At 71.1% G+C, this 22,632-nt stretch carries 24 protein-coding genes; 22 read left to right on the plus strand and 2 right to left on the minus strand.

What is annotated here, in order from left to right; all coding sequences use genetic code 11:
• The first annotated feature begins 11 nt into the window (after positions 1–11).
• From JHE00_RS19680 to JHE00_RS19750, 15 genes are all read left to right on the plus strand, one after another.
• Positions 12–1,502 carry a CoA-acylating methylmalonate-semialdehyde dehydrogenase gene (locus JHE00_RS19680; protein WP_200320105.1) on the plus strand — a complete coding sequence of 497 codons (1,491 nt, stop codon included), beginning with the start codon at positions 12–14 and terminating at the stop codon, positions 1,500–1,502.
• A 59-nt stretch (positions 1,503–1,561) separates the two neighbouring features.
• A complete protein-coding gene (gene hrcA / locus JHE00_RS19685; protein ID WP_200320107.1) occupies positions 1,562–2,587 on the plus strand; it encodes a heat-inducible transcriptional repressor HrcA in 1,026 nt (341 codons plus the stop codon).
• 40 nt (positions 2,588–2,627) lie between these two features.
• Entirely contained in the window at positions 2,628–3,788 is a 1,161-nt protein-coding gene (gene dnaJ / locus JHE00_RS19690; RefSeq protein ID WP_200320109.1) for a molecular chaperone DnaJ, read from the plus strand.
• A complete protein-coding gene (locus tag JHE00_RS19695) occupies positions 3,785–4,537 on the plus strand; it encodes a 16S rRNA (uracil(1498)-N(3))-methyltransferase (RefSeq protein ID WP_200320111.1) in 753 nt (250 codons plus the stop codon). The genes dnaJ and JHE00_RS19695 overlap by 4 nt, the downstream gene beginning before the upstream one ends.
• Positions 4,538–4,842: 305 nt before the next feature.
• Positions 4,843–5,211 (plus strand): histidine triad nucleotide-binding protein, encoded by a 369-nt coding sequence (locus tag JHE00_RS19700; RefSeq protein ID WP_200320113.1) that lies wholly within the window; start codon positions 4,843–4,845, stop codon positions 5,209–5,211.
• 95 nt (positions 5,212–5,306) lie between these two features.
• Positions 5,307–6,359 (plus strand): PhoH family protein, encoded by a 1,053-nt coding sequence (locus tag JHE00_RS19705; RefSeq protein WP_200320115.1) that lies wholly within the window; start codon positions 5,307–5,309, stop codon positions 6,357–6,359.
• A gap of 100 nt (positions 6,360–6,459) precedes the next feature.
• Positions 6,460–7,011 (plus strand): rRNA maturation RNase YbeY, encoded by a 552-nt coding sequence (gene ybeY / locus JHE00_RS19710; protein ID WP_200320117.1) that lies wholly within the window; start codon positions 6,460–6,462, stop codon positions 7,009–7,011.
• On the plus strand, positions 7,008–8,336 hold the full coding sequence (locus JHE00_RS19715; RefSeq protein ID WP_200320119.1) for a hemolysin family protein: 1,329 nt from the start codon (positions 7,008–7,010) through the stop codon (positions 8,334–8,336). Before ybeY ends, JHE00_RS19715 begins: the two co-directional genes overlap by 4 nt.
• Positions 8,329–8,664 carry a cytidine deaminase-like protein gene (locus JHE00_RS19720; RefSeq protein WP_200320121.1) on the plus strand — a complete coding sequence of 112 codons (336 nt, stop codon included), beginning with the start codon at positions 8,329–8,331 and terminating at the stop codon, positions 8,662–8,664. Before JHE00_RS19715 ends, JHE00_RS19720 begins: the two co-directional genes overlap by 8 nt.
• Complete coding sequence (era, locus tag JHE00_RS19725) at positions 8,661–9,560, plus strand: GTPase Era (protein WP_200320123.1); 900 nt, start codon at positions 8,661–8,663, stop codon at positions 9,558–9,560. The genes JHE00_RS19720 and era overlap by 4 nt, the downstream gene beginning before the upstream one ends.
• Before the next feature lie 27 nt (positions 9,561–9,587).
• Positions 9,588–10,448: a DNA repair protein RecO gene (gene recO / locus JHE00_RS19730; protein ID WP_200320125.1), complete on the plus strand. Its 861-nt coding sequence runs from the start codon at positions 9,588–9,590 to the stop codon at positions 10,446–10,448.
• Positions 10,384–11,217, plus strand: coding sequence for an isoprenyl transferase (locus tag JHE00_RS19735; protein WP_200320127.1), 834 nt, complete (start codon positions 10,384–10,386; stop codon positions 11,215–11,217). Before recO ends, JHE00_RS19735 begins: the two co-directional genes overlap by 65 nt.
• Complete coding sequence (locus JHE00_RS19740) at positions 11,214–11,621, plus strand: YbjN domain-containing protein (protein WP_200320129.1); 408 nt, start codon at positions 11,214–11,216, stop codon at positions 11,619–11,621. Before JHE00_RS19735 ends, JHE00_RS19740 begins: the two co-directional genes overlap by 4 nt.
• Complete coding sequence (locus tag JHE00_RS19745; RefSeq protein WP_200320131.1) at positions 11,621–12,625, plus strand: permease; 1,005 nt, start codon at positions 11,621–11,623, stop codon at positions 12,623–12,625. The genes JHE00_RS19740 and JHE00_RS19745 overlap by 1 nt, the downstream gene beginning before the upstream one ends.
• On the plus strand, positions 12,622–13,338 hold the full coding sequence (locus JHE00_RS19750; protein ID WP_200320133.1) for a TIGR03943 family putative permease subunit: 717 nt from the start codon (positions 12,622–12,624) through the stop codon (positions 13,336–13,338). The genes JHE00_RS19745 and JHE00_RS19750 overlap by 4 nt, the downstream gene beginning before the upstream one ends.
• Before the next feature lie 19 nt (positions 13,339–13,357).
• On the opposite strand, the gene JHE00_RS19755 is transcribed toward JHE00_RS19750, so the two are convergent.
• Positions 13,358–13,786 (minus strand): Fur family transcriptional regulator, encoded by a 429-nt coding sequence (locus tag JHE00_RS19755; RefSeq protein WP_230424550.1) that lies wholly within the window; start codon positions 13,784–13,786, stop codon positions 13,358–13,360.
• A complete protein-coding gene (locus JHE00_RS19760) occupies positions 13,783–14,175 on the minus strand; it encodes an ArsR/SmtB family transcription factor (protein WP_200320443.1) in 393 nt (130 codons plus the stop codon). Before JHE00_RS19760 ends, JHE00_RS19755 begins: the two co-directional genes overlap by 4 nt.
• Before the next feature lie 223 nt (positions 14,176–14,398).
• Here JHE00_RS19760 and JHE00_RS19765 point away from each other — a divergent pair, with 223 nt between their 5' ends.
• From JHE00_RS19765 to JHE00_RS19795, 7 genes are all read left to right on the plus strand, one after another.
• Positions 14,399–15,460, plus strand: coding sequence for a hypothetical protein (locus tag JHE00_RS19765; RefSeq protein ID WP_200320135.1), 1,062 nt, complete (start codon positions 14,399–14,401; stop codon positions 15,458–15,460).
• Positions 15,457–16,125 (plus strand): class F sortase, encoded by a 669-nt coding sequence (locus JHE00_RS19770; protein ID WP_307832020.1) that lies wholly within the window; start codon positions 15,457–15,459, stop codon positions 16,123–16,125. The genes JHE00_RS19765 and JHE00_RS19770 overlap by 4 nt, the downstream gene beginning before the upstream one ends.
• Before the next feature lie 91 nt (positions 16,126–16,216).
• Positions 16,217–17,605: a glycine--tRNA ligase gene (locus JHE00_RS19775; protein ID WP_200320137.1), complete on the plus strand. Its 1,389-nt coding sequence runs from the start codon at positions 16,217–16,219 to the stop codon at positions 17,603–17,605.
• A 153-nt stretch (positions 17,606–17,758) separates the two neighbouring features.
• Positions 17,759–18,391, plus strand: coding sequence for a YdcF family protein (locus JHE00_RS19780; protein WP_200320139.1), 633 nt, complete (start codon positions 17,759–17,761; stop codon positions 18,389–18,391).
• Between the two features lie 18 nt (positions 18,392–18,409).
• The gene (locus JHE00_RS19785; protein WP_200320141.1) at positions 18,410–19,687 is read left to right on the plus strand and encodes a deoxyguanosinetriphosphate triphosphohydrolase; all 1,278 of its coding nucleotides are present in this window, start codon (positions 18,410–18,412) and stop codon (positions 19,685–19,687) included.
• A gap of 28 nt (positions 19,688–19,715) precedes the next feature.
• A complete protein-coding gene (locus JHE00_RS19790) occupies positions 19,716–20,828 on the plus strand; it encodes a serpin family protein (protein ID WP_200320143.1) in 1,113 nt (370 codons plus the stop codon).
• A gap of 71 nt (positions 20,829–20,899) precedes the next feature.
• Positions 20,900–22,615, plus strand: a complete 1,716-nt coding sequence (locus JHE00_RS19795; RefSeq protein WP_230424663.1) for a glycosyl transferase — start codon at positions 20,900–20,902, stop codon at positions 22,613–22,615.
• Positions 22,616–22,632: the final 17 nt, after the last annotated feature.

A 22,632-nucleotide genomic window follows, 5' to 3' on the forward strand; every position in this document is an offset into this window, starting at 1 on the left:
AGAGAGCTCGCGTGACCAACCGCATCAGCCACTGGATCGACGGCAAGAACTGGGCCGGGGTCGCGCAACGGACCGGGGAGGTGTTCGACCCCGCCACCGGCGAGGTCCGCGCCCGCGTGGACTTCGCCGGTGACGGGCAGATCGCCGAGGCCGTGGCCGCCGCGGCGACGGCGTTTCCCGGCTGGCGCGACACCTCGCTCGCCGCGCGCACCACGATCATGTTCGCGTTCCGGGAACTGCTGGCCGCGCGCAAGGACGAGCTCGCCGCCATCGTCACCAGTGAGCACGGCAAGGTGCTCTCCGACGCCGGGGGCGAGGTGCAGCGGGCGCTGGAGAACGTCGAGTACGCCTGCGGCGCCCCGCAGCTGCTCAAGGGCGGCTACAGCGAGAACGCCTCGCGCGGCGTGGACGTCTACTCGATGCCCCAGCCGCTCGGCGTCGTCGGCGTGATCTCGCCGTTCAACTTCCCCGCGATGGTGCCGTTGTGGTTCATTCCCAACGCCATCGCGAGCGGCAACACCGTGGTGCTCAAGCCGAGTGAGAAGGACCCGTCGGCGGCCAACTTCATCGCCGAGCTCTTCGCCGAGGCCGGGCTGCCCAGCGGCGTGCTCAACGTGCTACACGGCGACAAGGAGGCGGTCGACGGGCTGCTGACCCATCCCGACGTCAAGGCGATCTCGTTCGTCGGCTCCACGCCGATCGCGCGCTACGTCTACGAGACCGGCACGGCGGCCGGCAAGCGCGTGCAGGCGCTCGGCGGGGCGAAGAACCACATGGTCGTGCTGCCCGACGCCGACCTTGACCTCGCCGCGGACGCCGCGGTGTCGGCGGGCTTCGGCTCGGCGGGGGAGCGGTGCATGGCGGTGTCGGTGGTCGTGGCCGTCGACCCCGTTGGCGACGAGCTCGTGAGCAAGGTCACCGAGCGGATGACGAAGCTGCGCGTCGGCGACGGCCGCAGTCCCGAGTCCGAGATGGGACCACTGGTCACCGCGGCCCACCGCGAGCGCGTGACGTCCTACCTCGACGCGGGCGTCGAGGCGGGCGCGAGCCTCGTCGTCGACGGCAGGGGCGTCACCGGCGGCGAGGGCGGGTTCTGGCTCGGCCCGACGCTGTTCGACCACGTCGAGCCCGGCATGTCCGTCTACGCCGACGAGATCTTCGGTCCCGTGCTGTGCGTGCTCCGCGCGTCCAGCTACGACGCCGCGCTCGAGCTGGTCAACGCCAACCCCTACGGCAACGGCACGGCGATCTTCACCAACGACGGCGGCGCGTCACGGCGCTTCCAGAACGAGGTCGAGGTGGGCATGGTCGGCGTCAACGTGCCGATCCCGGTGCCGGTGAGCTACTACTCGTTCGGCGGGTGGAAGAACTCGCTGTTCGGCGACAGCCACGCCTACGGGCCGGAGGGCTTCCACTTCTTCACCCGCACCAAGGTCGTCACCTCACGCTGGCTCGATCCCTCCCACGGCGGCGTCAACCTCGGCTTCCCGCGCAACGTGTAGCGGGCCACGCGGCGGCGCACCGTAAACTCGTGGTCTACAGGCGGCGAGAGGAGGTGCTGGTGCCCAGCGCGGACGAGCGGCGGTTCGAGGTACTGCGTGCCATCGTGGCCGACTACGTGTCCAACCAGGAGCCCGTCGGCTCCAAGGCGCTGGTCGACCGGCACAACCTCGGTGTGTCCAGCGCCACTGTGCGCAACGACATGGCGACGCTGGAAGAGGACGGCTACATCACGCAGCCGCACACCAGCGCGGGCCGCATCCCCACGGACAAGGGCTACCGGCTCTTCGTCGACCGGCTCTCCGAGATCAAGCCGCTCTCGCCCGCCGAGCGCAAGGCGATCCGGCAGTTCCTCGAGGGCGCGATCGACCTCGACGACGTGCTGCGGCGCTCGGTGCGGCTGCTCGCGCAGCTGACCCGCCAGGTCGCGGTGGTGCAGTACCCGACGCTGACCACCTCCACGCTGCGCCACGTCGAGGTCGTGCCGCTGACCCCGGCCCGCCTGATGCTCGTGCTGATCACCGACACCGGCAGGGTCGACCAGCGCACCGTGGATCTCGGCGACGTGATCACCGAGGAGTCCGTGGCGAGGCTGCGCGACGTCCTCAACGGCACGCTCGCCGGACACCGCCTCGTCGACGCCGCCGCGAAGGTCGCCGAGCTGCCCGACGCGAGCCCCGGCGAGCTGCGCGACGTCATGACCCGCGTGTGCACGGTGCTGGTCGAGTCGCTGGTCGAACACCCCGAGGAGCGGCTCGTCCTCGGCGGCACGGCCAATCTCACCCGCAACGTCGCGGACTTCCCCGGCTCGCTGCGGCAGGTGCTCGAGGCGCTGGAAGAACAGGTGGTGGTGCTCAAACTGCTCGCCGCCGCCCGCAACCCCGGTGCCATCGCGGTGAGCATCGGCGAGGAGAATGAGGACGAGCAGATGCGGAGCACCTCGATCGTCTCGATCGGGTACGGCTCCGACCAGCTGCTGCTGGGGGGTATGGGTGTGGTCGGTCCTACCAGGATGGACTACCCGGGGACGATCGCCGCGGTGCGCGCGGTGGCCAACTACGTGGGCCAGATCCTGTCCGGCAAATAGCCGGCGCGTTGTGGTTCGTTACTAGGAGGACGTCAAAACGGTGGCGAGGGACTACTACGGCACTCTGGGAGTGCCGAAGAACGCGTCCGATCAGGAGATCAAGCGCGCGTACCGCAAGCTCGCGCGGGAGCTGCACCCCGACGTCAACCCGTCCGAGGACGCGCAGCACAAGTTCGGTGAGGTCACCACCGCGTACGAGGTTCTCTCCGACCCGCAGAAGCGCAAGATCGTCGACCTCGGTGGCGACCCGATGGACAACGGCGCCGGCCGCGGCGGTGGCGGCGACCCGTTCGCGGGCTTCGGCGGTCTCGGCGACATCATGGACGCCTTCTTCGGCGCGGCCGCCGGTGGCGGGCGTGGGCGGGGCCCGCGCAGCCGCGTGCAGCCCGGGTCCGACGCGCTGATCCGGCTCAGCCTCTCGCTCGAGGAGTGCGCCACCGGTGTCGACAAGGAGATCGCCGTCGATACCGCGATCCTCTGTGACCGCTGCCGGGGCGGCGGCTCCGCCGACGGCGGCTCGGTCAAGACCTGCGACACCTGCAACGGCCAGGGCGAGATCCAGTCCGTGCAGCGCTCGTTCCTTGGACAGGTCGTCACGGCCCGCCCGTGCCCGGTGTGCCGCGGCTTCGGCGAGGTCATCACCGACCCCTGTCAGCAGTGCGGCGGCGACGGCCGGGTCCGCGCCCGCCGCAACGTCACCGCCAAGGTCCCGCCCGGTGTCGGCGACGGCATGCGCATCCGCCTCTCCGGCCAGGGCGAGGTCGGCGCCGGCGGCGGCCCGGCTGGCGACCTCTACGTCGAGATCGACGAGGAGCCGCACGACGTCTTCGTCCGCCAGGGCAACGACCTGCACTGCCACCTGCGCATCCCCATGACCAGCGCCGCACTCGGCGCCGTCGTGCCGCTGGAGACGCTGATCGACGGCGAGCATGAGATCGACATCGAGCCCGGCACCCAGCCGGCCACCGAGCTCGTGCTGCCCGGCAAGGGCATGCCGAGGCTGCGCTCGTCCGGCCGCGTCGACGGCAGGGGCGACCTGCACGTCCACGTCGACGTCGTGGTGCCCACCAAGCTCGACGACGAGCAGTCGACGCTGCTGCGCGAGCTGGCCCAGCTGCGCGGCGAGGAGGCCCCGACCCTCGCGGGCAACGGCTCCAAGCACGGCGGCCTGTTCTCCAAGCTGCGCGCCAAGAGCCGGTGACGGAGACGACGCCACCCGTTTTCCTGGTCGACCGGCTGCCCGAGGGCGGTCCAGCCGTCCTCGACGGCGAGGAGGCACGGCACGCCGTCACCGTCCGCCGTACCAGGCCGGGGGAGCGGCTCACGCTCTCCGACGGCTGCGGCGGCGTCGCCGACTGCGTCGTCGACGGCGTGCACCCCGGCCGGGAGCCGTGGCTGGAGCTCACCATCGAGGCGCGCCGCGACGAGCCGGAACCGGCACTGCGCGTCACCATCGTGCAGGCACTGGCGAAGGGCGACCGGGGTGAGCTGGCCGTCGAGCTGGCGACCGAGGCCGGAGCCGACGCCGTGTTGCCGTGGCGCGCCGCCCGCAGCATCGCGCGCTGGGACGAGGGTCCCCGGGGCGAGAAGGCGCTCGCCCGCTGGCGCGGCACCGCCCGCTCCGCCGCCAAGCAGGCCCGCCGCGGCCGGGTCCCCGAGGTCGGCGACCCCGTGAGCACCGCGCAGCTCGCTGCGCTGCTCGCCTCCGCCGACGGCGCCTACGTCCTCGAGGCGGGCGCCGAGCACACGCTGGCCGCGACAACCCTTCCGCAGCAAGGGAATCTCTACCTCGTCGTCGGGCCCGAGGGCGGTATCACCGCCGAGGAGCTCGCCGCGCTGCGCGACGCGGGCGCCGTCGAGGTGCGGCTCGGCCCCACCGTGCTGCGTACCTCCACGGCGGGCGCTGTTGCTCTCGGTGCGCTCGGTGCCCTGACCGCACGCTGGCGATAGCCCGAACGGACGCGGGTAATTCGCCCCACGCCACTAATTCGTTGGTTTTCCCAGTCAGTCCTGGCGCAGCTCACCGCGCAACCGTTACCCTCGTTAACGATCGGCCAACACGAATGGACGCAGGCCGGAGACTCCGCCGGACACCTCCCCCCTCGGTCCGGCGGCGCCGCGGTGGCGAGTGGAGCGACCCCCAGGCTTCACCGCCCCGCGGCACCCTAGCCTCCACCTCTGACAGAAATTCTCCCCTCACCGCGCTTCGTGGTCGGTCGATCTTCGCTGTCGGAGCAAGGCGCTAAGGTGCGGGCATGAGCGACGCCGACACGCTGTTCGAGCGGATCATCGCCAGGGAGATCCCGGCCGAGATCGTGCACGAGACCGAGACGACGCTGGCCTTCCGCGACATCAATCCCCAGGCCAGCACCCACGTGCTCGTCGTGCCGAAGAAGCGCTACCGCAACGTCGCCGAACTGGCGTCGGCCGACCCGCGGCTGCTCGCCGACGTGATCGGCACCGCGGCCGAGGTCGCCAAGCTCGAAGGGCTCACCCAGGGCGGGTACCGGGTCGTCTTCAACACCGACTCCGACGCAGGTCAGACCGTGTTTCACGTGCACGCACACGTGCTCGGCGGGGAACAGCTCGGGCACTTCGGGCGTTACTCCGGTGAGGCCGGGTAATCTACCTGCCCTGACGTGGCGGTGCCGTTAGCATCGACATGACAGCCCGCACCATCCGAGTGGCACGTACGTGCAGAAAGCAGGCCAGAGGCCACGTGGCCGGAACCGTTCCGCAGCAACCAGCAGACTCCGCAGCGCAAGCAGCGCAACAAGCTCAGTCGGCCCAGTCGAAGTTCCCGATTCCCGACGCCGCCGCGCTCGTTCTGCTCGGCTCACGTGACGAGAACCTCCGCGCCGCGGAAGACCTCCTCGATGCCGACGTGCACGTCAGGGGCAACGAGGTCACGCTCACCGGCGCTCCGGCCGACGTCGCCTTCGCCGAGCGGGTCTTCGCCGAGCTCGTGACCCTCGCGACCAAGGGGCAGCAGGTCGGTCCCGACACCGTGCGCCGCACCGTGGGGATGCTCTCCACCGGCACCTCGGAGTCGCCGGCCGAGGTCCTGAGCATGGACATCCTCTCGCGCCGCGGCCGCACCATCCGCCCCAAGACGCTGAACCAGAAGCGCTACGTCGACGCCATCGACAAGCACACCATCGTCTTCGGCATCGGGCCCGCGGGTACCGGCAAGACCTACCTCGCCATGGCCAAGGCCGTGCAGGCGTTGCAGGCCAAGCAGGTCAACCGCATCATCCTCACCAGGCCGGCCGTCGAGGCGGGGGAGCGGCTCGGGTTCCTGCCCGGCACGCTGTACGAGAAGATCGATCCATACCTGCGGCCGCTGTACGACGCGCTGCACGACATGGTCGACCCCGAGTCGATCCCGCGGCTGATGCAGGCGGGCACGATCGAGATCGCGCCGCTGGCCTACATGCGCGGTCGCACCCTCAACGACGCGTTCATCATCCTCGACGAGGCGCAGAACACCACGCCCGAGCAGATGAAGATGTTCCTGACGCGCCTCGGTTTCGGTTCGCAGGTCGTGGTCACGGGCGACATCACGCAGGTCGACCTGCCCAGTGGGCAGCGCAGCGGCCTGCGCATCGTGCGCGACATCCTCGAGGGCGTCGACGACCTGCACTTCGCCTCGCTCACAAGCCAGGACGTGGTGCGGCACAAGCTGGTCGGCGACATCGTCGACGCCTACGAGAAGTGGCAGGCGGGCCAGGACGCCGCCGCGGGCAACGGAAAGGCCGTCGGCGGGCGATGAGCATCGACGAGCGCAGCGAGAAAATGCTCCGACGGGCACAGAGCACTCGTGCCTCACGGGAGTTCTTGCCGGATGAGGCACGAAGGAGGCAAGAACTCCCGTGAGCATCGAGATTGCCAACGAATCCGGTGTCGGGGTCGACGAGACCTCCATCGTGGCGGCGGCCCGGTTCGCGCTGGAGCGCATGGAGGTCAGCCCGCTCGCCGAACTGTCGGTGCTGCTGGTGACGCTCGAGGTCATGGAGGACCTCCACGAGCGCTGGATGGACCTGCCGGGCCCCACCGACGTCATGTCGTTTCCCATGGACGAGCTGGAGTCCACGCGGCGCCCCGACGCGCCGGAGTCCTCCGTCGCGTTGCTGGGTGACATCGTGCTGTGCCCGGCCTTCGCCAGGGACCAGGCGCGCACCGCGGGGCACTCCCTCATGGAGGAGCTGCACCTGCTCACCGTGCACGGGGTGCTGCACCTGCTCGGCTACGACCACGCCGAACCCGCCGAGGAGCGGGAGATGTTCGGTCTGCAGAAGCGTATCCTCGCCGACTTCCGCGCCGCCGCGCTCGCCGCGGACCGCCGCGACGTCCAGCGCACCAACGACGACCGTCTGCTCGGGGCGGCCGGGCTAGACGGAGGGACCGAACAGGAGACCCCGTGACCAGTTCCGCCGTTCTACTGGTCATCGCCGCACTGCTGGTGCTGCTCGGTGGCGTCTTCGCGGCCGCCGACGCCGCGGTGAGCACCGTCTCCCAGGCGCGGGTCGAGGGTCTGATCCGGATGGGGCGCGTCGGGTCCCGCCAGCTGCTCGCCGTGATCGGTGAGCGCAGCAGGCACATCAACCTGCTCCTGCTGCTGCGGATGGGCTGCGAGCTCACCGCCACGGTGCTCGTGACCATCGTGAGCCTGCGCTGGTTCCAGCCGGTGGTGCTCGCCGTGCTCGCCGCGGGCCTGATCATGGTGCTCGTGAGCTACGTGCTCGTCGGTGTCGGCCCGCGCACGGTCGGCAGGCAGCACCCGTACCGCGTCGGCACGTTCGTGGCCGGTCCCGTGCGCGTGCTCGGCACCGTGCTCGGCCCGCTGAGCAGGCTGCTCATCGTGCTCGGCAACGCGATCACGCCGGGCAAGGGCTTCCGCGAGGGCCCGTTCACCACCGAGACCGAGCTGCGCGAGCTCGTCGACCTCGCCGGTGAGCGCGGCGTCGTCGGCACCGACGAGCGCGAGATGATCCACTCGGTGTTCGAGCTGGGCGACACCGTCGCGCGTGAGGTGATGGTGCCGCGCACCGAGCTCGTCTGGATCGAGCAGGGCAAGACCGTGCGGCAGGCGCTCGCCCTGTCCATCCGAACCGGGTTCACCCGGCTGCCCGTGATCGGCGAGTCGGTGGACGACATCGTCGGCGTGGTCAACCTCAAGGACCTGGCCAGCGCGTCGATGGCGGAGGGCGGCACCGGGCGCAGGGTGAGCGAGCTGATGACCCCGGCCAACTTCGTGCCCGACTCCAAGCGGCTCGACAGTCTCCTGAAGGAGATGCAGGTGTCGCGCCACCACCTCGCGATCGCCGTCGACGAGTACGGCGGCACCGCGGGACTGCTGACGATCGAGGACATCCTGGAGGAGATCGTCGGCGAGATCACCGACGAGTCCGACACCGGCGAACGCCCGCCCGTCGAGCACATCGACGAGCACGTGGTGCGCGTGTCGGCCCGCCTTGGCATCGACGACCTCGGCGAGCTGTTCCACGTCGACCTCTCCGACCACGACGTGGAGACCGTCGGCGGGCTGCTCGCGCAGCGCCTCGGCCGCGTCCCGCTGCCGGGCGCGGAGGCCGAGGTCGAGGGCCTGCGGCTCCGGGCCGAGGGCGGCAAGGACCGGCGAGGCAGGATGCGGATCACCACCGTCGTGGCGAGGCCCGTCGACGAGGACTGGGCGCCCCCGCGCCAGAACGGAAACGAAGAGCGCGATAGGAGCGTCGAACATGCCTGACCTGGACCCGGAGGACGAGAAGATCGTCATCCTCGCCCGATCCGCACGGGCTCGCACCCAGGCCAAGGAAGGCGCCGCCGTGCGCGACACCGATGGCCGCACCTACGCCGCGACGACCGTCGACCTGCCCTCGTTCAAGCTCACCGCGCTGCAGGCCGCCGTCGCCGCCGCCGTGTCCAGCGGGGCGGAGGGGCTCGAGGCCGCGGCAGTCGTCACCAACGACCCGCTGGTCAAGGGCGCGTCCGTGCACGCCGTGCGCGACCTCGCCGCCGAGGCGCCGATTCTGCGGGCCGACTCCGAGGGAACCGTGCAGGAGATCATTTCGTGACCGAACAACACCGGTCCGGGTTCGCCTGTTTCGTCGGCAGGCCCAACGCGGGCAAGTCGACGCTCACGAACGCGCTCGTCGGGACCAAGATCGCGATCACCTCGAGCAAGCCGCAGACCACGAGGCACGCGATCCGGGGCATCGTGCACCGCGACGACGCGCAGCTGATCATCGTCGACACTCCCGGTCTGCACCGGCCGCGCACGCTGCTCGGCCAGCGGCTCAACGACGTCGTGCGCTCGACGTGGTCCGAAGTGGACGTCGTCGGTTTCTGTGTGCCCGCCAACGAGAAGGTGGGTCCCGGCGACCGCTACATCGCCGCGGAGCTCGCCAAGATCGCCAGGCGCACGCCGGTGGTCGGCATCGTCACCAAGACCGACCTGGTCTCTCCCGACCGTGTCGCCGAGCAGCTCGTGGCACTGCAGGACGTCCTGGAGTTCGCCGACCTCGTGCCGGTGTCCGCAGTGGACGGTTACCAGGTGAGCACGCTCTCCGACGTACTGGTGAGCAGGCTGCCGGAGGGGCCGCAGCTCTACCCCGGCGGTGACCTCACCGACGAGCCCGAGGTCACGCTGGTCGCCGAGCTCATCCGCGAGGCCGCGCTGGAGGGTGTGCGCGACGAGCTGCCGCACTCGATCGCGGTGACCGTCGAGGAGATGATCCCGCGCGAGGGCCGTGACGACCTCATCGACATCTACGCCCACGTCTTCGTCGAGCGCCCGAGTCAGAAGGGCATCGTGCTCGGTCACCAGGGCGCCAGGCTCAAGCAGGTCGGCGCCGACGCGCGCAGGCACATCGAGGCGCTGCTGGGCTCGAAGGTGTACCTCGACCTGCACGTCAAGGTCGCCAAGGACTGGCAGCGCGACCCGAAGCAACTGGGCCGCCTCGGCTTCTGAGCCGCCGGTCCGTGGGACCATGGGCAGGTGAGTCTGTATCGGGACACCGGCGTGGTGCTGCGGCTGCACAAGCTCGGTGAGGCCGACCGCATCGTCACGATGCTCAGCCGGCGGCACGGCAAGGTCCGTGCGGTCGCCAAGGGCGTCCGGCGCACCACGTCGCGGTTCGGTGCCCGGCTCGAACCGTTCAACCACGTCGACACGCAGTTCTACACGGGCCGCACGCTCGACGTCATCACGCAGGTCGAGACGATCGACGCGTTCGCGCTGCCGATCGTCGGTGACTACCAGCGCTACACCTCGGCGGTCGCGATCACCGAGACCGCCGACCGGCTCACCGCCGAGGAGGGCGAGCCCGCGCTCAAGCTGTATCTGCTGGTCGTGGGCGCACTGCGGGCGCTGGCGGACGGGCAGCGGGACTCGTCGCTGGTGCTCGACGCCTTCTTCCTGAGAGCGATGGCGTTCGCGGGCTGGGAGCCCGCCATCACGGAGTGTGCCCGGTGCGGCGAGCCCGGCCCGCACCACGCGTTCAACGTTCAGGCAGGCGGCTCGCTGTGCGGCCGGTGCCGCACGCCCGGTTCGGTGCATCCCGCTCCCGAGGTGCTGGTCCTGCTGGCCGCGCTGCTGCACGGCGACTGGCCGGTGGCAGAGGGATCGCTCGCGGGCGCGCGCCGCGACGCGAGCGGGCTGGTCGCGGCGCACCTGCAGTGGCATCTGGAGCGTCAGCTGCGCTCGCTGCCCTTCGTCGAACGCCGTGCCCGCGAGGCTCCGATCACCGGCGCGTTAGGGTCGGACGCGATGTCGGGCGACACGGAGGTGACAGGTGCGGCGCAGGGGACGCGAGGAAGCGGCGTCACTGAAGGCGTTCCAGGAGGTCCGGGCGCCTGACCCGCACCCGTCCGGCGATCGCCCGCCGCGGATCCCGGCCGAGCTGGTGCCCAACCACGTCGCGCTGGTGATGGACGGCAACGGCCGGTGGGCCAACCAGCGCGGACTGCCCCGGATCGAGGGTCACAAGCGCGGTGAGGCCGTGATGATCGACGTGGCCAGCGGCGCCGTCGAGCTGGGCGTGAAGTGGTTGTCGGTCTACGCCTTCTCCACCGAGAACTGGAAGCGCAGCCCCGACGAGGTGCGCTTTCTCATGGGCTTCAACCGCGACACCATCCGCCGTCAGGTCGACTACCTCGGCTCCATCGGCGTGCGGATCCGCTGGGCGGGCCGCACGCCGAAGCTGTGGCGCAGCGTGATCAAGGAGCTGCAGGCCGCGGAGGAGAAGACCAAGCACAACACGCTGCTCAACATGACGATGTGCGTGAACTACGGCGGCAGGGCCGAGATCGGCGACGCGGCCAGGCGCATCGCCAAGCTCGTCGCCGCGGGCGAGCTCAACCCGGACAAAGTGGACGAGCGCACACTCGCGAAGTACCTGTACCAGCCCGAGATGCCGGACGTGGACCTGTTCCTACGGCCCTCCGGCGAGCTGCGGACGTCGAACTTCCTGCTGTGGCAGTCGGCCTACGCCGAGTTCGTCTTCCAGGACACGCTCTTTCCCGACTTCGACCGACGCAAGCTGTGGCAGGCGTGCCTGGAGTACGCCAAGCGCGATCGCCGCTTCGGCGGCGCCGTGGACGCCGCCACGAAGGGAGCCAAGGCATGACGACCGAGGCAGCTGACACCGCGGAACTGCTCACGTCGGCGAAACAGGCGCTGGAGACCTATCTCGAGGTCCGCGTCGACGACGACGGCACGCTCACGTTCGCGCACTCCGACGTGCCGTGCGTGGTACAGGCCATGCGCCTGGCCGACGGGCTGGCCGTGCTGAGCCTGACCTGCGTGGTGGGCTGGGATCTGCCCGACGACGCCGCGCTCGCCGCCGCGGTCGCCGAACGCGCCGGACAGGGCCTGTTCGGCACGCTCGGGATCGTCCACTCCGAACGCGGAGTGGACCTGACGCTGCGCTACGCGTTCCCCGCACAGGGCCTCGACGTCGCTCCGCTGGGCACGCTGCTGATGCTCGTGGTGTCCACCGCGTCGCAGGTGCGCACCGAACTACTCGGCTAGTGGGCGAGACCGCGCCCACCCGGCCGGAGCGGCGGCTGCGCATCACCTCGGTCGAGGTGCTGTGCGTGGTGCTGCTGGTCGCGATCCTCGGTCAGTCGTGGCTGCAGTCGGTGTTCGACTCGCCCGCGCTGCGCACGGGCGCGACCGTGTTCGTGGCGGTGTGCGTGCAGGCATTGCCGTTCCTGGTGCTCGGCGTGCTGATCAGCGGAGCCATCGCGGCGTTCGTGCCCGCCAGGGTGCTGCACAGGGTCCTGCCGCGCCGCGAGAGCGCGGCCGTGGGCGTCGCCGGGGTCTCCGGCGTCGCGCTCGCGGGGTGTGAGTGCGCGTCGGTGCCGGTGGCGCGCAGGCTCATCGGCCAGGGCGTCGCCCCGGCGGCGGCGCTGACGTTCCTGCTCGCCGCGCCCGCGGTGAACCCGGTGGTGATCGTGTCCACCGCCGTCGCGTTCCCCGGCGAGCCGGGCATGGTGCTGGCGCGCTTCGTCGGCTCCCTGTTCACCGCGATGATCATGGGCTGGCTGTGGATTCGCTGGGGCAAGCTCGAGTGGATCGCCGAGCGGGCGCTGCGCAGGCTGCCCGAGGTCGAGGGCCGCGATCGGTGGAAGACCTTCGCCGAGACGGCACGTGCCGACCTGGTGGACGCGGGCGGGTTCCTCGTGCTCGGCGCTCTGGTGTCGGCCGCGCTGGGCGTGCTCGTGCCGGGGGAGTGGTTCGGCGCGCTCGGCGACCAGCTGGTGCTGGGGATCCTCGTGATGGCGATCCTGGCCGTGGTGCTGTCGCTGTGCAGTGAGGCCGACGCGTTCGTCGCGGCGTCGCTGTCGGCGCTGCCGTTGCTGCCGAGGCTCGTGTTCCTCGTCGTGGGCCCCGCGGTGGACCTGAAGCTGTTCGCGCTGCAGGCGGGCACGTTCGGCAGGCCGTTCGCACTGCGGTTCGCGCCGGCGACGTTCGTGGTGTCGGTGGTCTGCGGGGTCGTGGCAGGGCTGCTCTTCCTCGGAGGTGCGCGGTGAGGCGCGAGACGCAGAACATCCTGCTGTTGCTGCTGGGCGGCGCGCTGCTGAAGATCGCGCTCACCGGCGACTACCTGCGCTACGTCAAACCGGCGCACCAGCCGTGGTTGCTCGGAGCGGGCGCGGTGACGGTGCTGCTCGGCGCCGTCGCGATCGTGCGCGACGTGCTCGCCGCGCGGGAGCGGCCAGGCACGCTGCTGCCCGGACACGAGCACGATCACCCGGCGCGCTCGGCGTGGTTGCTGATGGTGCCGGTGCTGGCGGTGTTCCTCGTGGCGCCGCCCGCGCTCGGCTCGGACTCGGTGACCCGCACGCGATCCGGCTCGACGGCGGGTTTCGCGTCGGCGTCGTTCCCGCCGCTGCCGCCGGGCGACCCGCTGCGGATGACGCTCACCGACTTCGTCAGCAGGGCGGGCTGGGACGAGGCGGGCTCGGTCGACGGACGACGGGTGACGCTGACGGGCTTCGTGGTGCACAACGAGGGCGAGACGTGGCTGGCCCGGATGGTGATCGGCTGCTGCGCCGCCGACGGCTATCCGGTGCAGGTCCAGCTCGACGGCGACCAGGCGGACGAGCTGGCCGCGGACACCTGGCTGGAGGTGACGGGCGAGGTCGTGCCGGACGTGAACACGGCCGAGGCCGGGTACGTCCCCGAGTTCACCGTGGGGACCCTGCGCCAGGTCCCGGCGCCGCGCGATCCCTACGAGTACTGAGCGGCGCCGACCGCGCCGCTCAGCCGCCGTTGCGCTGCGCGCACGCCGAGCAGGTGCCCACGATCTCGATGGTGTGGCTGATGTCCGAGAAACCGTTGCCCGAGGCGATCTTCTCCGCCCACCGCTCCACGGCGGGGCCCTCCACCTCGACGGTGAAGCCGCAGTGGCGGCACACCAGGTGATGGTGGTGGTGCTCGGAGCAGCGCCGGTACAGCGCCTCGCCGGAGTCGGTGCGCAGGACGTCGATCTCGTCGGCGTCCGACAGCGACTGCAACGTCCGGTACACGGTCGTCAGCCCAATGCCCTCGCCGCGTTTGCGCAGCTCGTCGTAGAGCTCCTGCGCCGAGCGGAAGTCGTCGATCTCGGTGAGCAGCTCGACGACCGCGGCTCGCTGCTTGGTCGCCCTGCGCCCCGGCATCGGCGCGGGCCCGCGAGTCGCGGATGTCATGCCTGGTCCTCCTGCACGTGTGCGACGGCGTCGATCACGATATGCGCCAGGTGATCGTCCACCAGCCGGTACACGACCTCCCTGCCCCTGCGCTCGCCGTGGACGACGCCCGCGGCCTTGAGCACGCGCAGGTGCTGGCTGATCAGCGGCTGGGCGACGTCGAGGACGTCGACGAGCTCGTGCACGCACCGGTCGGCCTCGCGCAGCTGCAGCACGATCGCGATCCGCACGGGCGCCGCGAGGGCACGCAGCAGCTCTCCCGCGTCGGCGAGCGTCGTCGCGGGCAGCACCGGGACGGGGGGCTGGTTCTCGCGCACCGGCGAGTGGTCGTGCCGTTCGGCGCCGCCGGGTACGTCCGAGGGCGCCGCGTTCGGACTCGCCGTCGCCATGTGGATCTCCAGCCTTCGGTCGTCTCGGGTGATCACCTGATGCCCTCCCATCCTAGTGCGCCTGGGAGAGTGACCCTCAGCCTCGCGATCGGCGAGCCGGATTCGGTGCCTGGGACTCTCCCACTGCTCCGTTCAGGTGATTTGGGGTGCCGAATTGCCCGGTTCCGCCGTCTACATGAGCAAAGGTGAAACGCTGTCGCGTTGATTCGGGCTGAGGGGACACATGAGCCGTTTCGTGACCACGCTGGTCGTCTGTGGTGCCGTGCTGGTGGCGGCCGCTCCGGGAGTGGCGCTGGGGCAGGAGCCGCCGGACGCCGTCGACGAGAATTCCGGACCGGTGGCCTTCGCCAACGTCGCTTCCATGCGCATCGACGGCGACGGTCAGAGCGGCGCTGGCGGTTCCGTGATCACCGAGACGCAGCGCTCACCGCTGTTGCCCGGCACCTCGACGCTGGCCCAGACGCGCTCCGCGCTGCCGGCCACCGACGGCGAGCGCGAGGCGGCGGGGCCCAACTACCTGCTGGGCTTCGGCGCGGACAGCGAGGTGCCCGAGGGCGTCTCGCCCCGTGAGCACGCCGTCACCGCCACGCTGCGGGACACGACGGTGCCCACCGCGACGGCCGAGGCCACCTTCGCGCTCAACGACCTCTCCTCCGACACCCCCGTGGTGGCCGTCGAGGGCGCGCGCAGCACGGTCGAGTGCGCGACCCCGGACGCCCCGCGCGCCGAGACCACCGCGGAGCGGCTCCTGCTCCTCGACGAGAACGGCGAGCTCAGTCCCGTGGAGCCGCCGAGCGGCGACGAGCCGGTGACGCGCACCGGCCTGCGGTTCGGCGCGCCCATCGAGGTCGAGGGCGCCGATCCCGGGAAGACCGTGTCCGACGTCGTGCTCAGCAAGGTGAGCTCGTTCGACCAGCTCGTGCGCCAGGACCAGTGGCGCGACGGTGACGTGACCACCGCCGCGGGCTGGCAGGTGGAGATCGTCTCCCACGTGAAGGACGCCGAGGGCGCGGATCTGCGCGAGGTGACCACCCGGTTCGTGCTCGGCGGGGTCAGCTGCTCGCTGCCCGCCGGCTTCGAGGCCGTGACGCCCGGCGGCGGCGAGCAGGAGCCCGCCCGTCCGCAGGTGCCCGTGAAGATCCCGGCAGGCGTGCAGGCCGCGCCGTCCTCGAGTGCCGAGCCGCTCGGCTGGGCGCTCGTCGGCGGGGGCGTCGTGCTCGGCGCCGCGGCGCTGCTGCTCGTCACGCGCCGCAGGCAGGCGGGCTCCGCCGCGGACGACGCGTGACGGTGCGCCGCCGCGGCGTGCTCGCCGCCGTCCTCGGGGTACTCGCTGTCGCTGCCGTGGCCGCGGGCGTCGTCGTGCTCACGGGCGGCGACGAACCGGTCGCCGCGCCGCCTCCCGTCTCCACGACGGCCGCGCCGCCTCCGCTGACGTCGACGTCGGTGTCGCCGGTGGAGCTGCGGCCGCAGTCCTCGGCCGCACCCGCTCCGCGCGTGGCGCCCCAGCAGCCCGGCACGGTCCGGCTGGCCGAGGGCGGCACGGCGACGCTCGTGCGCAAGGAGGTGACTCCGGACGGCACCCTGCCGATCCCGGACGGCCTCGACGAGGCCACGTGGTGGGGCGCCGAGCTCGGCGCCCCGCAGGGAGTCGCGCTGCTGTCGGGCCACGTCAACTGGGACGGGCGGACAGGGCCGTTCGACGAGCTGTGGCGTTCGCGCGCGGGCCAGGACGTCACCGTGGTCGACGTCGGAGGGGACCGCTGGGTCTACCGCGTCACCGACGTGGTGACGCTGCACAAGAACGACCTGCCCGCGCACGCGGAGCGGCTGTTCGACCAGGGTGGTGAGCACCGGCTCGTCCTCGTCACGTGCGGTGGCGACTACGTGGGCGGCACGGACGGTTACGAGGACAACCGGATCGTCGTCGCGGAGCTCGTCACCCGTCCGTGAACGCCGCATCCCCAGGGACGAGGGACCCGGCACGAGGGCTACGCTGGTAGCTCACTGTCATAGCCCAAATCCGCATGCCCCGGAGCGTTGAGTGCCCGCCAACACCATCGAGACCGTCGTCAATCTGTGCAAGCGTCGTGGCTTCGTCTTCCCCTCGGGAGAGATCTACGGCGGTACCCGGTCGGCGTGGGACTACGGGCCGCTCGGCGTGGAGCTCAAGGACAACATCAAGCGCCAGTGGTGGAAGACCATGGTGCAGAACCGGGACGACGTCGTCGGCCTGGACTCGTCGGTGATCCTGCCGCGCCAGGTGTGGGTCGCCTCCGGGCACGTGAACGCGTTCAACGACCCGCTCGTCGAGTGCCTCGCCTGCCACCGCCGGTTCCGCTCCGACCAGCTCGCCGAGGAGTACGCCGAGCGCACGGGCACCCCGGTGAACGAGGAGGACCTCTCCGAGGTCCCGTGCCCGAACTGCGGCAACCGTGGCCAGTACACCGAGCCGCGCGAGTTCAACATGATGCTCAAGACCTTCCTCGGCCCGGTGGAGTCCGACGAGGGCCTGCACTACCTGCGCCCCGAGACCGCGCAGGGCATCTTCGTGAACTTCCTGAACGTGCAGACCACGTCGCGCAAGAAGCCGCCGTTCGGCATCGGCCAGATCGGCAAGTCCTTCCGCAACGAGATCACGCCGGGCAACTTCATCTTCCGCACGCGTGAGTTCGAGCAGATGGAGATGGAGTTCTTCGTCGAGCCGGGCGAGGACGAGACGTGGCACCAGTACTGGATCGACCTCCGCATGGACTGGTACACCGACCTCGGCATCGAGCGGGAGAACCTGCGGACCTTCGAGCACCCGAAGGAAAAGCTCTCGCACTACGCGAAGCGCACGGTCGACATCGAGTACCGGTTCCAGTTCTCCGCCGGCCAGGAGTGGGGTGAGCTCGAGGGCATCGCGAACCGCACCGACTTCGACCTCACCACGCACTCCAACCACTCCGGCGTGGATCTGTCCTATTTCGACCAGGCTTCCGGTGAGCGGTACCGGCCGTTCGTCATCGAGCCGGCCGCGGGTGTCGGCAGGCCGATGATGGCGTTCCTGCTCGACGCGTTCACCGAGGACGAGGTGCCCAACGCCAAGGGCGGCGTCGACAAGCGCACGGTGCTCAAGCTCGACCCGCGCCTGGCGCCGTTCAAGGTCGCCGTTCTGCCGCTGTCGCGGAACTCGGACCTCACACCGAAGGCCAAGGACATCGCCGCGATGCTGCGCAAGCACTGGAACGTCGACTTCGACGACGCGCAGTCGATCGGCAAGCGCTACCGCCGCCAGGAAGAGATCGGCACGCCGTACTGCGTGACCGTCGACTTCGACTCGCTCGACGACCACGCCGTCACGGTGCGCGAGCGGGACACGATGGCGCAGGAGCGCATCGCCATCGACAAGCTCGAGTCCTACCTCGCGGCGCGGCTCATCGGCTGCTGAGTCCGCTCGCAGCTCCGCTTTACCGGGGCCGTCACGCACTGCGTGGCGGCCCCGAAAAGTACGGTGTGTCACCAAGTTCCGGCGCGGACGGGGTGTTCGCGGCGGCACATGGCCGCCGTCGGAAGCGGGCAGTGATTTGGTAGAACTGGACGGGTGAGCACTTCAGCGCGCTGGATCCGGAGGACGGTCCTCGGCGTCGTGCTCGTGGCGCTGCTCGTGGTGGGTGGGACGGCGCTGCGCGTCTGGTACGTCGCGAGGGCCGACGAGCGAACCGCGGTCGACACGATCGTCGTGCTCGGCGCCGCGCAGTACAACGGCGTGCCGTCCAAGATCTTCGAAGCGCGGCTCGAACACGCCAAGAACCTGTACGAGTCCGGGGTAGCCGACCGGATCGTCACCTCCGGCGGCAAGGGCGAGGGCGACGCCTACACCGAGGCCGAGGCCGGAGCGAACTGGTTGGTGGAGCACGGTGTGCCCGCCGAGAGCACGCTTCCGGTGGGGGAGGGCACCGACACGTTGCGCACGTTGCGCGCGGTGGCCGACCAGATCCACGCCAGGGGCTGGAGCACGGTGGTGCTCGTGAGTGACCCGTGGCACTCGCTGCGGGCGGGCACGATGGCCGAGGACGTCGGGCTCGACGTCTGGCTCTCGCCCACCCACAGTGGGCCGGTTGTGCAGACCAGGGAGACGCAGGCGCGCTACATCTTCCGCGAGACCGGAGCGCTGCTGTACTACCGGCTGTCGAAGAACCCGGCCGACAGCATCGGCGGCACCGGCCTGCGCTAACGAATACAGTGGCGTTCGATGAACGCCGTCTACAGCGCACACGATCGCGAACGCAGACAGCCCGAGGAGCCCAAGCGCGCCGGGCTGCCCGGCGCGCTCAGTGATGCGCGCAGCCCGTTCGCGCGGGACCGCGCGAGGGTGCTGCACTCGGCGGCGTTGCGCAGGCTCGCAGGCAAGACCCAGGTCGTGGGCCCCGGGGAGGGCGCCGAGGTCAGCGGTGTGCCGCGCACGCGGCTGACCCATTCGCTGGAGGTCGCCCAGATCGGCAGGGGCATCGCCGACGACCTGGGCGCCGACGCCGACCTGGTCGACACCGCGGGGCTCGCCCACGACATCGGGCACCCGCCGTTCGGGCACAACGGCGAGCAGGCGCTCGACGAGGCCGCGGCGGCGTGCGGCGGGTTCGAGGGCAACGCGCAGACGCTGCGCATCCTCACGCGGCTCGAGCCCAAGGTGCTCGCCGAGGGCGACGGCACGGCGGGCCTCAACCTCACGCGCGCGTGCCTGGACGCCTCCACCAAGTACCCGTGGCCCCGCCAGGACGGTGGCGGGAAGTTCGGGGCCTACGCCGACGACCTGGCCGTCTTCGACTGGATGCGCGAGGGCGCCGCGGGGCGTCGCCGTTGTCTCGAGGCGCAGATCATGGACTGGGCCGACGACGTGGCGTACTCGGTGCACGACGTGGAGGACGGCGTGCTCGCCGGGCGCATCTCGCTGGGTGTGCTCGCCGACGCCGACGAGCGCACGGCCGTGGCCGAGCTCGCCGCACGCCACTTCACCAGCAGTTCGGTGTCCACTGTGGAGAGCGCGGCGAAGGAGCTGCTGAACCTGCCCGTGGTGGCGGGCCTCGCCGCGGCGCGGTACGACTCGTCACTGGCTGCGCAGGTCGCGCTCAAGCGCATGACGAGCGAGCTCGTGGGGCGCTTCGCCTCGGCCGCGGTCACCGGCACCAGGCAGGTCCACGGCGACGGTCCGCTGCGCCGTTACGAGGCCGAGCTGGCCGTACCCGAGCAGGTCGGAGCCGAGGTGGCGCTGCTCAAGGCGCTGGCATTGCGCTACGTGATGAGCGATCGCCGCAGGCTCGCGATGCAGGAGGGCCAGCGCCAGCTGCTCGTGGAGGTGGTCGAGGTGGTGGCCAGCCGGGCCCCTGACTCGCTCGACCCGATCTTCCTGCCCGCGTGGGAGGCCGCCGGCGACGACGCGGCGAAGCTGCGGGTAGTGATCGACCAGCTCGCCTCGCTCACCGACGCCCAGGCCCACGCCTGGCACGCGTGGCACACGGGGCGGCACAGCTAGCGCTCCGTAGCGACGGTAACGTCGGGGGATGCCTGTCAGCGGCACGGAACGCGCTCATCTCCGGTTCGCCCTCGCGCTGCATCGCGCCACGGCGGGTACCGGTGATGCCTGCTTCTCGCCGTACTCGGTCGCGAGCGCGCTGGGCCTGGTGGCCGCCGCCGCGCGGGGCGCGGCCTCCGAGGAGGTCTCGACACTGCTCGCGGGCGAGCCCGGCCAGGTGAGCGCGCAGGCCACGCTGCTGCGCGATGCCGCCGAGCTCACCGCACGGACCGGCCAGGACGAGCCCGTGCTCGCCGTGTCCAACACCCTGTGGGCGTGGGACCAGCTCCCGCTCAGGCCCGACTACGTCGCCGAGCTCGCCACGTGGCCCGCCGGCGGCGTGTCCGGCGCCCCCTTCGTCGAGGATCCGGAGGGTGCCCGCGCGCTCATCAACGGTGACATCGCCAAGGCCACGCGGGACCTGATCCCGGAGCTGCTGTCGCCCGGCACGATCGGCGCGGACACCGTGGCGAGCATCGTCAACGCGCTGTACCTGCGCGTGGCATGGACCTCGCCGTTCCAGGAGTCCGGCACCGCCGATGCCGACTTCCACCCGCCGTCGGGCACCCGCCGCGTGCCGACGATGCGCCAGTCGGAGCGGCTCGGGTACGCCGAGCACGCGGGCTGGCGGCTCGTCGCGCTGCCCGCCGTCGGCGGCGTGGAGGCAGTGGTCCTGCTTCCGGACGGTCCCCTCGCGAACGCCGAGTCCACACTGGACTCCGACGTGCTCGCCGAGCTGCTGTCCTCGCGACGGCAGACGATGGTGAACCTGGCGCTGCCGAAGCTCTCGCTCGACGTGCGCACCGGGCTCAGGTCCGCGCTGCGCTCGCTCGGTGTGCGGACGATGTTCACGCCGCCCGCCGACTTCAGCGGGCTCACCGCCGACCCGAGGTTGTACGTCTCCGATGTGCTGCACGAGGCCGTACTGCGCGTCGACGAGAGCGGGCTCGAGGGCGCCGCCGCGACCGCCGTCATGATGCGCCTGGTCTCGATGCCCGCGGGTGATCCCGTGACCGTCGAGGTCGACCGGCCGTTCCTGTTCCTCGTGCGGCACGCGGACACCGGAGCCGTCTACTTCCTGGCCAGGGTCGTCGAGCCGTGACGGCGGCCGCCGACGTGCGCTCGGAGGCGACCCCGCGATCCCGGCTCCCGTACTGGGTCACGCGCGGCCGGATGGCCGACCTCGCGGTGTTCGGCGTCTACGCGCTCGCGGCGTTCCTGCTCTACCGTCCCTTGTGGATGAACCTGGACGGCGGGTACCTCGCCAGCAGCGTCCAGGACCAGAACATGTGGGAGTGGTTCTTCGCGGTCACGGCCCGCAACGTGCTGCACCTGCAGAACCCGCTGTTCACCGACCTGCAGAACTTTCCGCTCGGCGTGAACCTCATGGCCAACACGGCCATGCTGGGCATCGGGATCCCGCTCACGCCCGTGACCGTGTTGTTCGGCCCCACGGCCACGTGGGCGCTGACGCTGACGGCGGGCCTGGCCGCCACGGCGGGCGCCTGGTACTGGGTGCTGTCGCGGCACCTCGTGAGCACGCGCTCCGGCGCGGCGATCGGGGCCGCGTTCTGCGCCTTCGCGCCGTCGATCATCTCGCACGCCAACGCGCACCCGAACTTCGTGGTGCTGTTCCTGCTCCCGTTCATCGTGCTGGTGCTGCTCAAGCTGGCGCGCGGGCAACGCCCCGTCCGCAATGGCGTACTGCTCGGGCTGTTGGTGGCCTACCAGGTCTTCCTCGGCGAGGAACCGCTGCTCATCGCGGCCACCACGATGGCGGTGTTCGCGGTCGTCTACGCGCTCTCGCGGCCCGAGGAGGCGCTCGCGATGGCGCGCCCGCTCGGCACCGGGATCCTGGTCGGCGCGGGCGTGACGCTCGCGATCGTGGCGTTCCCGCTGTGGTGGCAGTTCGCCGGACCGCAGAGCTACGGCAGCATCGAGCACGGGCTGCTCGGCAACGACGCGGCGGCGTTCACCACGTTCGCCACCGAGTCCGTGGCAGGCAACGCCGAGGCCGCCAAGGAGCTCTCGCTCAACCGCACCGAGGAGAACGCCTTCTTCGGCTGGCCCCTCGTACTGCTGCTGACGGGCGTGTCGATCGCACTGTGGCGGGTGGCGGCGGCCAGGGCGCTCGCGGTGGCGATGTTCGCGCTCGCCTGGATCTCGATGGGCGTGCTGCTCGTGGTCGACGGCACCGGCACCTCCGTGCCGGGTCCGTGGATGCTGATGTTCGACCTGCCGCTGTACGAGTCGGTGCTGGAGTCGCGCTTCGCGATGGGCTGCGTGGTGCCGGCAGGGATCCTGCTGGCGATGGCCACCGAGCGCGTGCTGCGGCTCTCCGCGCCACCCGACTGGCGCCTCGCCGCCCGGATCACCTGGTTCGGCGCGCTCGCGCTCGCTCTCGTCCCGGTGGCCCCCACCGAACTGCGGGTGGGCGAGCGCGCCGAGGCGCCCGCGTTCTTCACCGACGGGCTGTGGCGCAACCACGTCGACCCGGGTGGGTCGGTGGTCGTCGTCCCGTTGCCCGACTCCGGCGACGCCGACCCGCTGCACTGGCAGGTGGAGGCCGGGCTCGGCTTCCCGCTCGCCGAGGGCTACTTCGTCGGCCCGGCCACCGACGGCCGCGGCACCTACGGCGCGGTGCGCAGGCCCGTCTCCGAACTGCTGGAGGAGGTCGCGGACTCGGGCACGGCCCCCGAGATCTCGGTCGGCGGAAAGCGTCAGGTGGAGGCCGACCTGCGCTACTGGAACGCCGACGTGGTGGTGCTGCCGATGACCGCCGACGAGAGCGAGGCGCTGCGCACCACCGTGGAGCGGCTGCTCGGTCGCAGCGGGCAGGTGATCGGCGGGATGTGGGTCTGGGACGTCCGCGCCGTCACATCCGGCTGAGCTGTCTCGTCCTGCTG

Origin of the sequence: Prauserella cavernicola, assembly GCF_016595675.1 — a bacterium.
Taxonomy (GTDB): Bacteria; Actinomycetota; Actinomycetes; order Mycobacteriales; family Pseudonocardiaceae; genus Prauserella_A; species Prauserella_A cavernicola.

Coding starts and splice junctions, on each gene's coding strand:
- JHE00_RS19700 (WP_200320113.1), top strand. CDS start 4,843: ATGAGCGACGCCGACACGCTGTTCGAGCGGATCATCGCCAGGGAGATC.
- JHE00_RS19720 (WP_200320121.1), top strand. CDS start 8,329: ATGCCTGACCTGGACCCGGAGGACGAGAAGATCGTCATCCTCGCCCGA.
- JHE00_RS19740 (WP_200320129.1), top strand. CDS start 11,214: ATGACGACCGAGGCAGCTGACACCGCGGAACTGCTCACGTCGGCGAAA.
- JHE00_RS19755 (WP_230424550.1), bottom strand. CDS start 13,786: ATGACATCCGCGACTCGCGGGCCCGCGCCGATGCCGGGGCGCAGGGCG.
- JHE00_RS19760 (WP_200320443.1), bottom strand. CDS start 14,175: ATGGCGACGGCGAGTCCGAACGCGGCGCCCTCGGACGTACCCGGCGGC.
- JHE00_RS19765 (WP_200320135.1), top strand. CDS start 14,399: ATGAGCCGTTTCGTGACCACGCTGGTCGTCTGTGGTGCCGTGCTGGTG.
- JHE00_RS19785 (WP_200320141.1), top strand. CDS start 18,410: ATGAACGCCGTCTACAGCGCACACGATCGCGAACGCAGACAGCCCGAG.
- JHE00_RS19790 (WP_200320143.1), top strand. CDS start 19,716: ATGCCTGTCAGCGGCACGGAACGCGCTCATCTCCGGTTCGCCCTCGCG.
- JHE00_RS19795 (WP_230424663.1), top strand. CDS start 20,900: ATGGCCGACCTCGCGGTGTTCGGCGTCTACGCGCTCGCGGCGTTCCTG.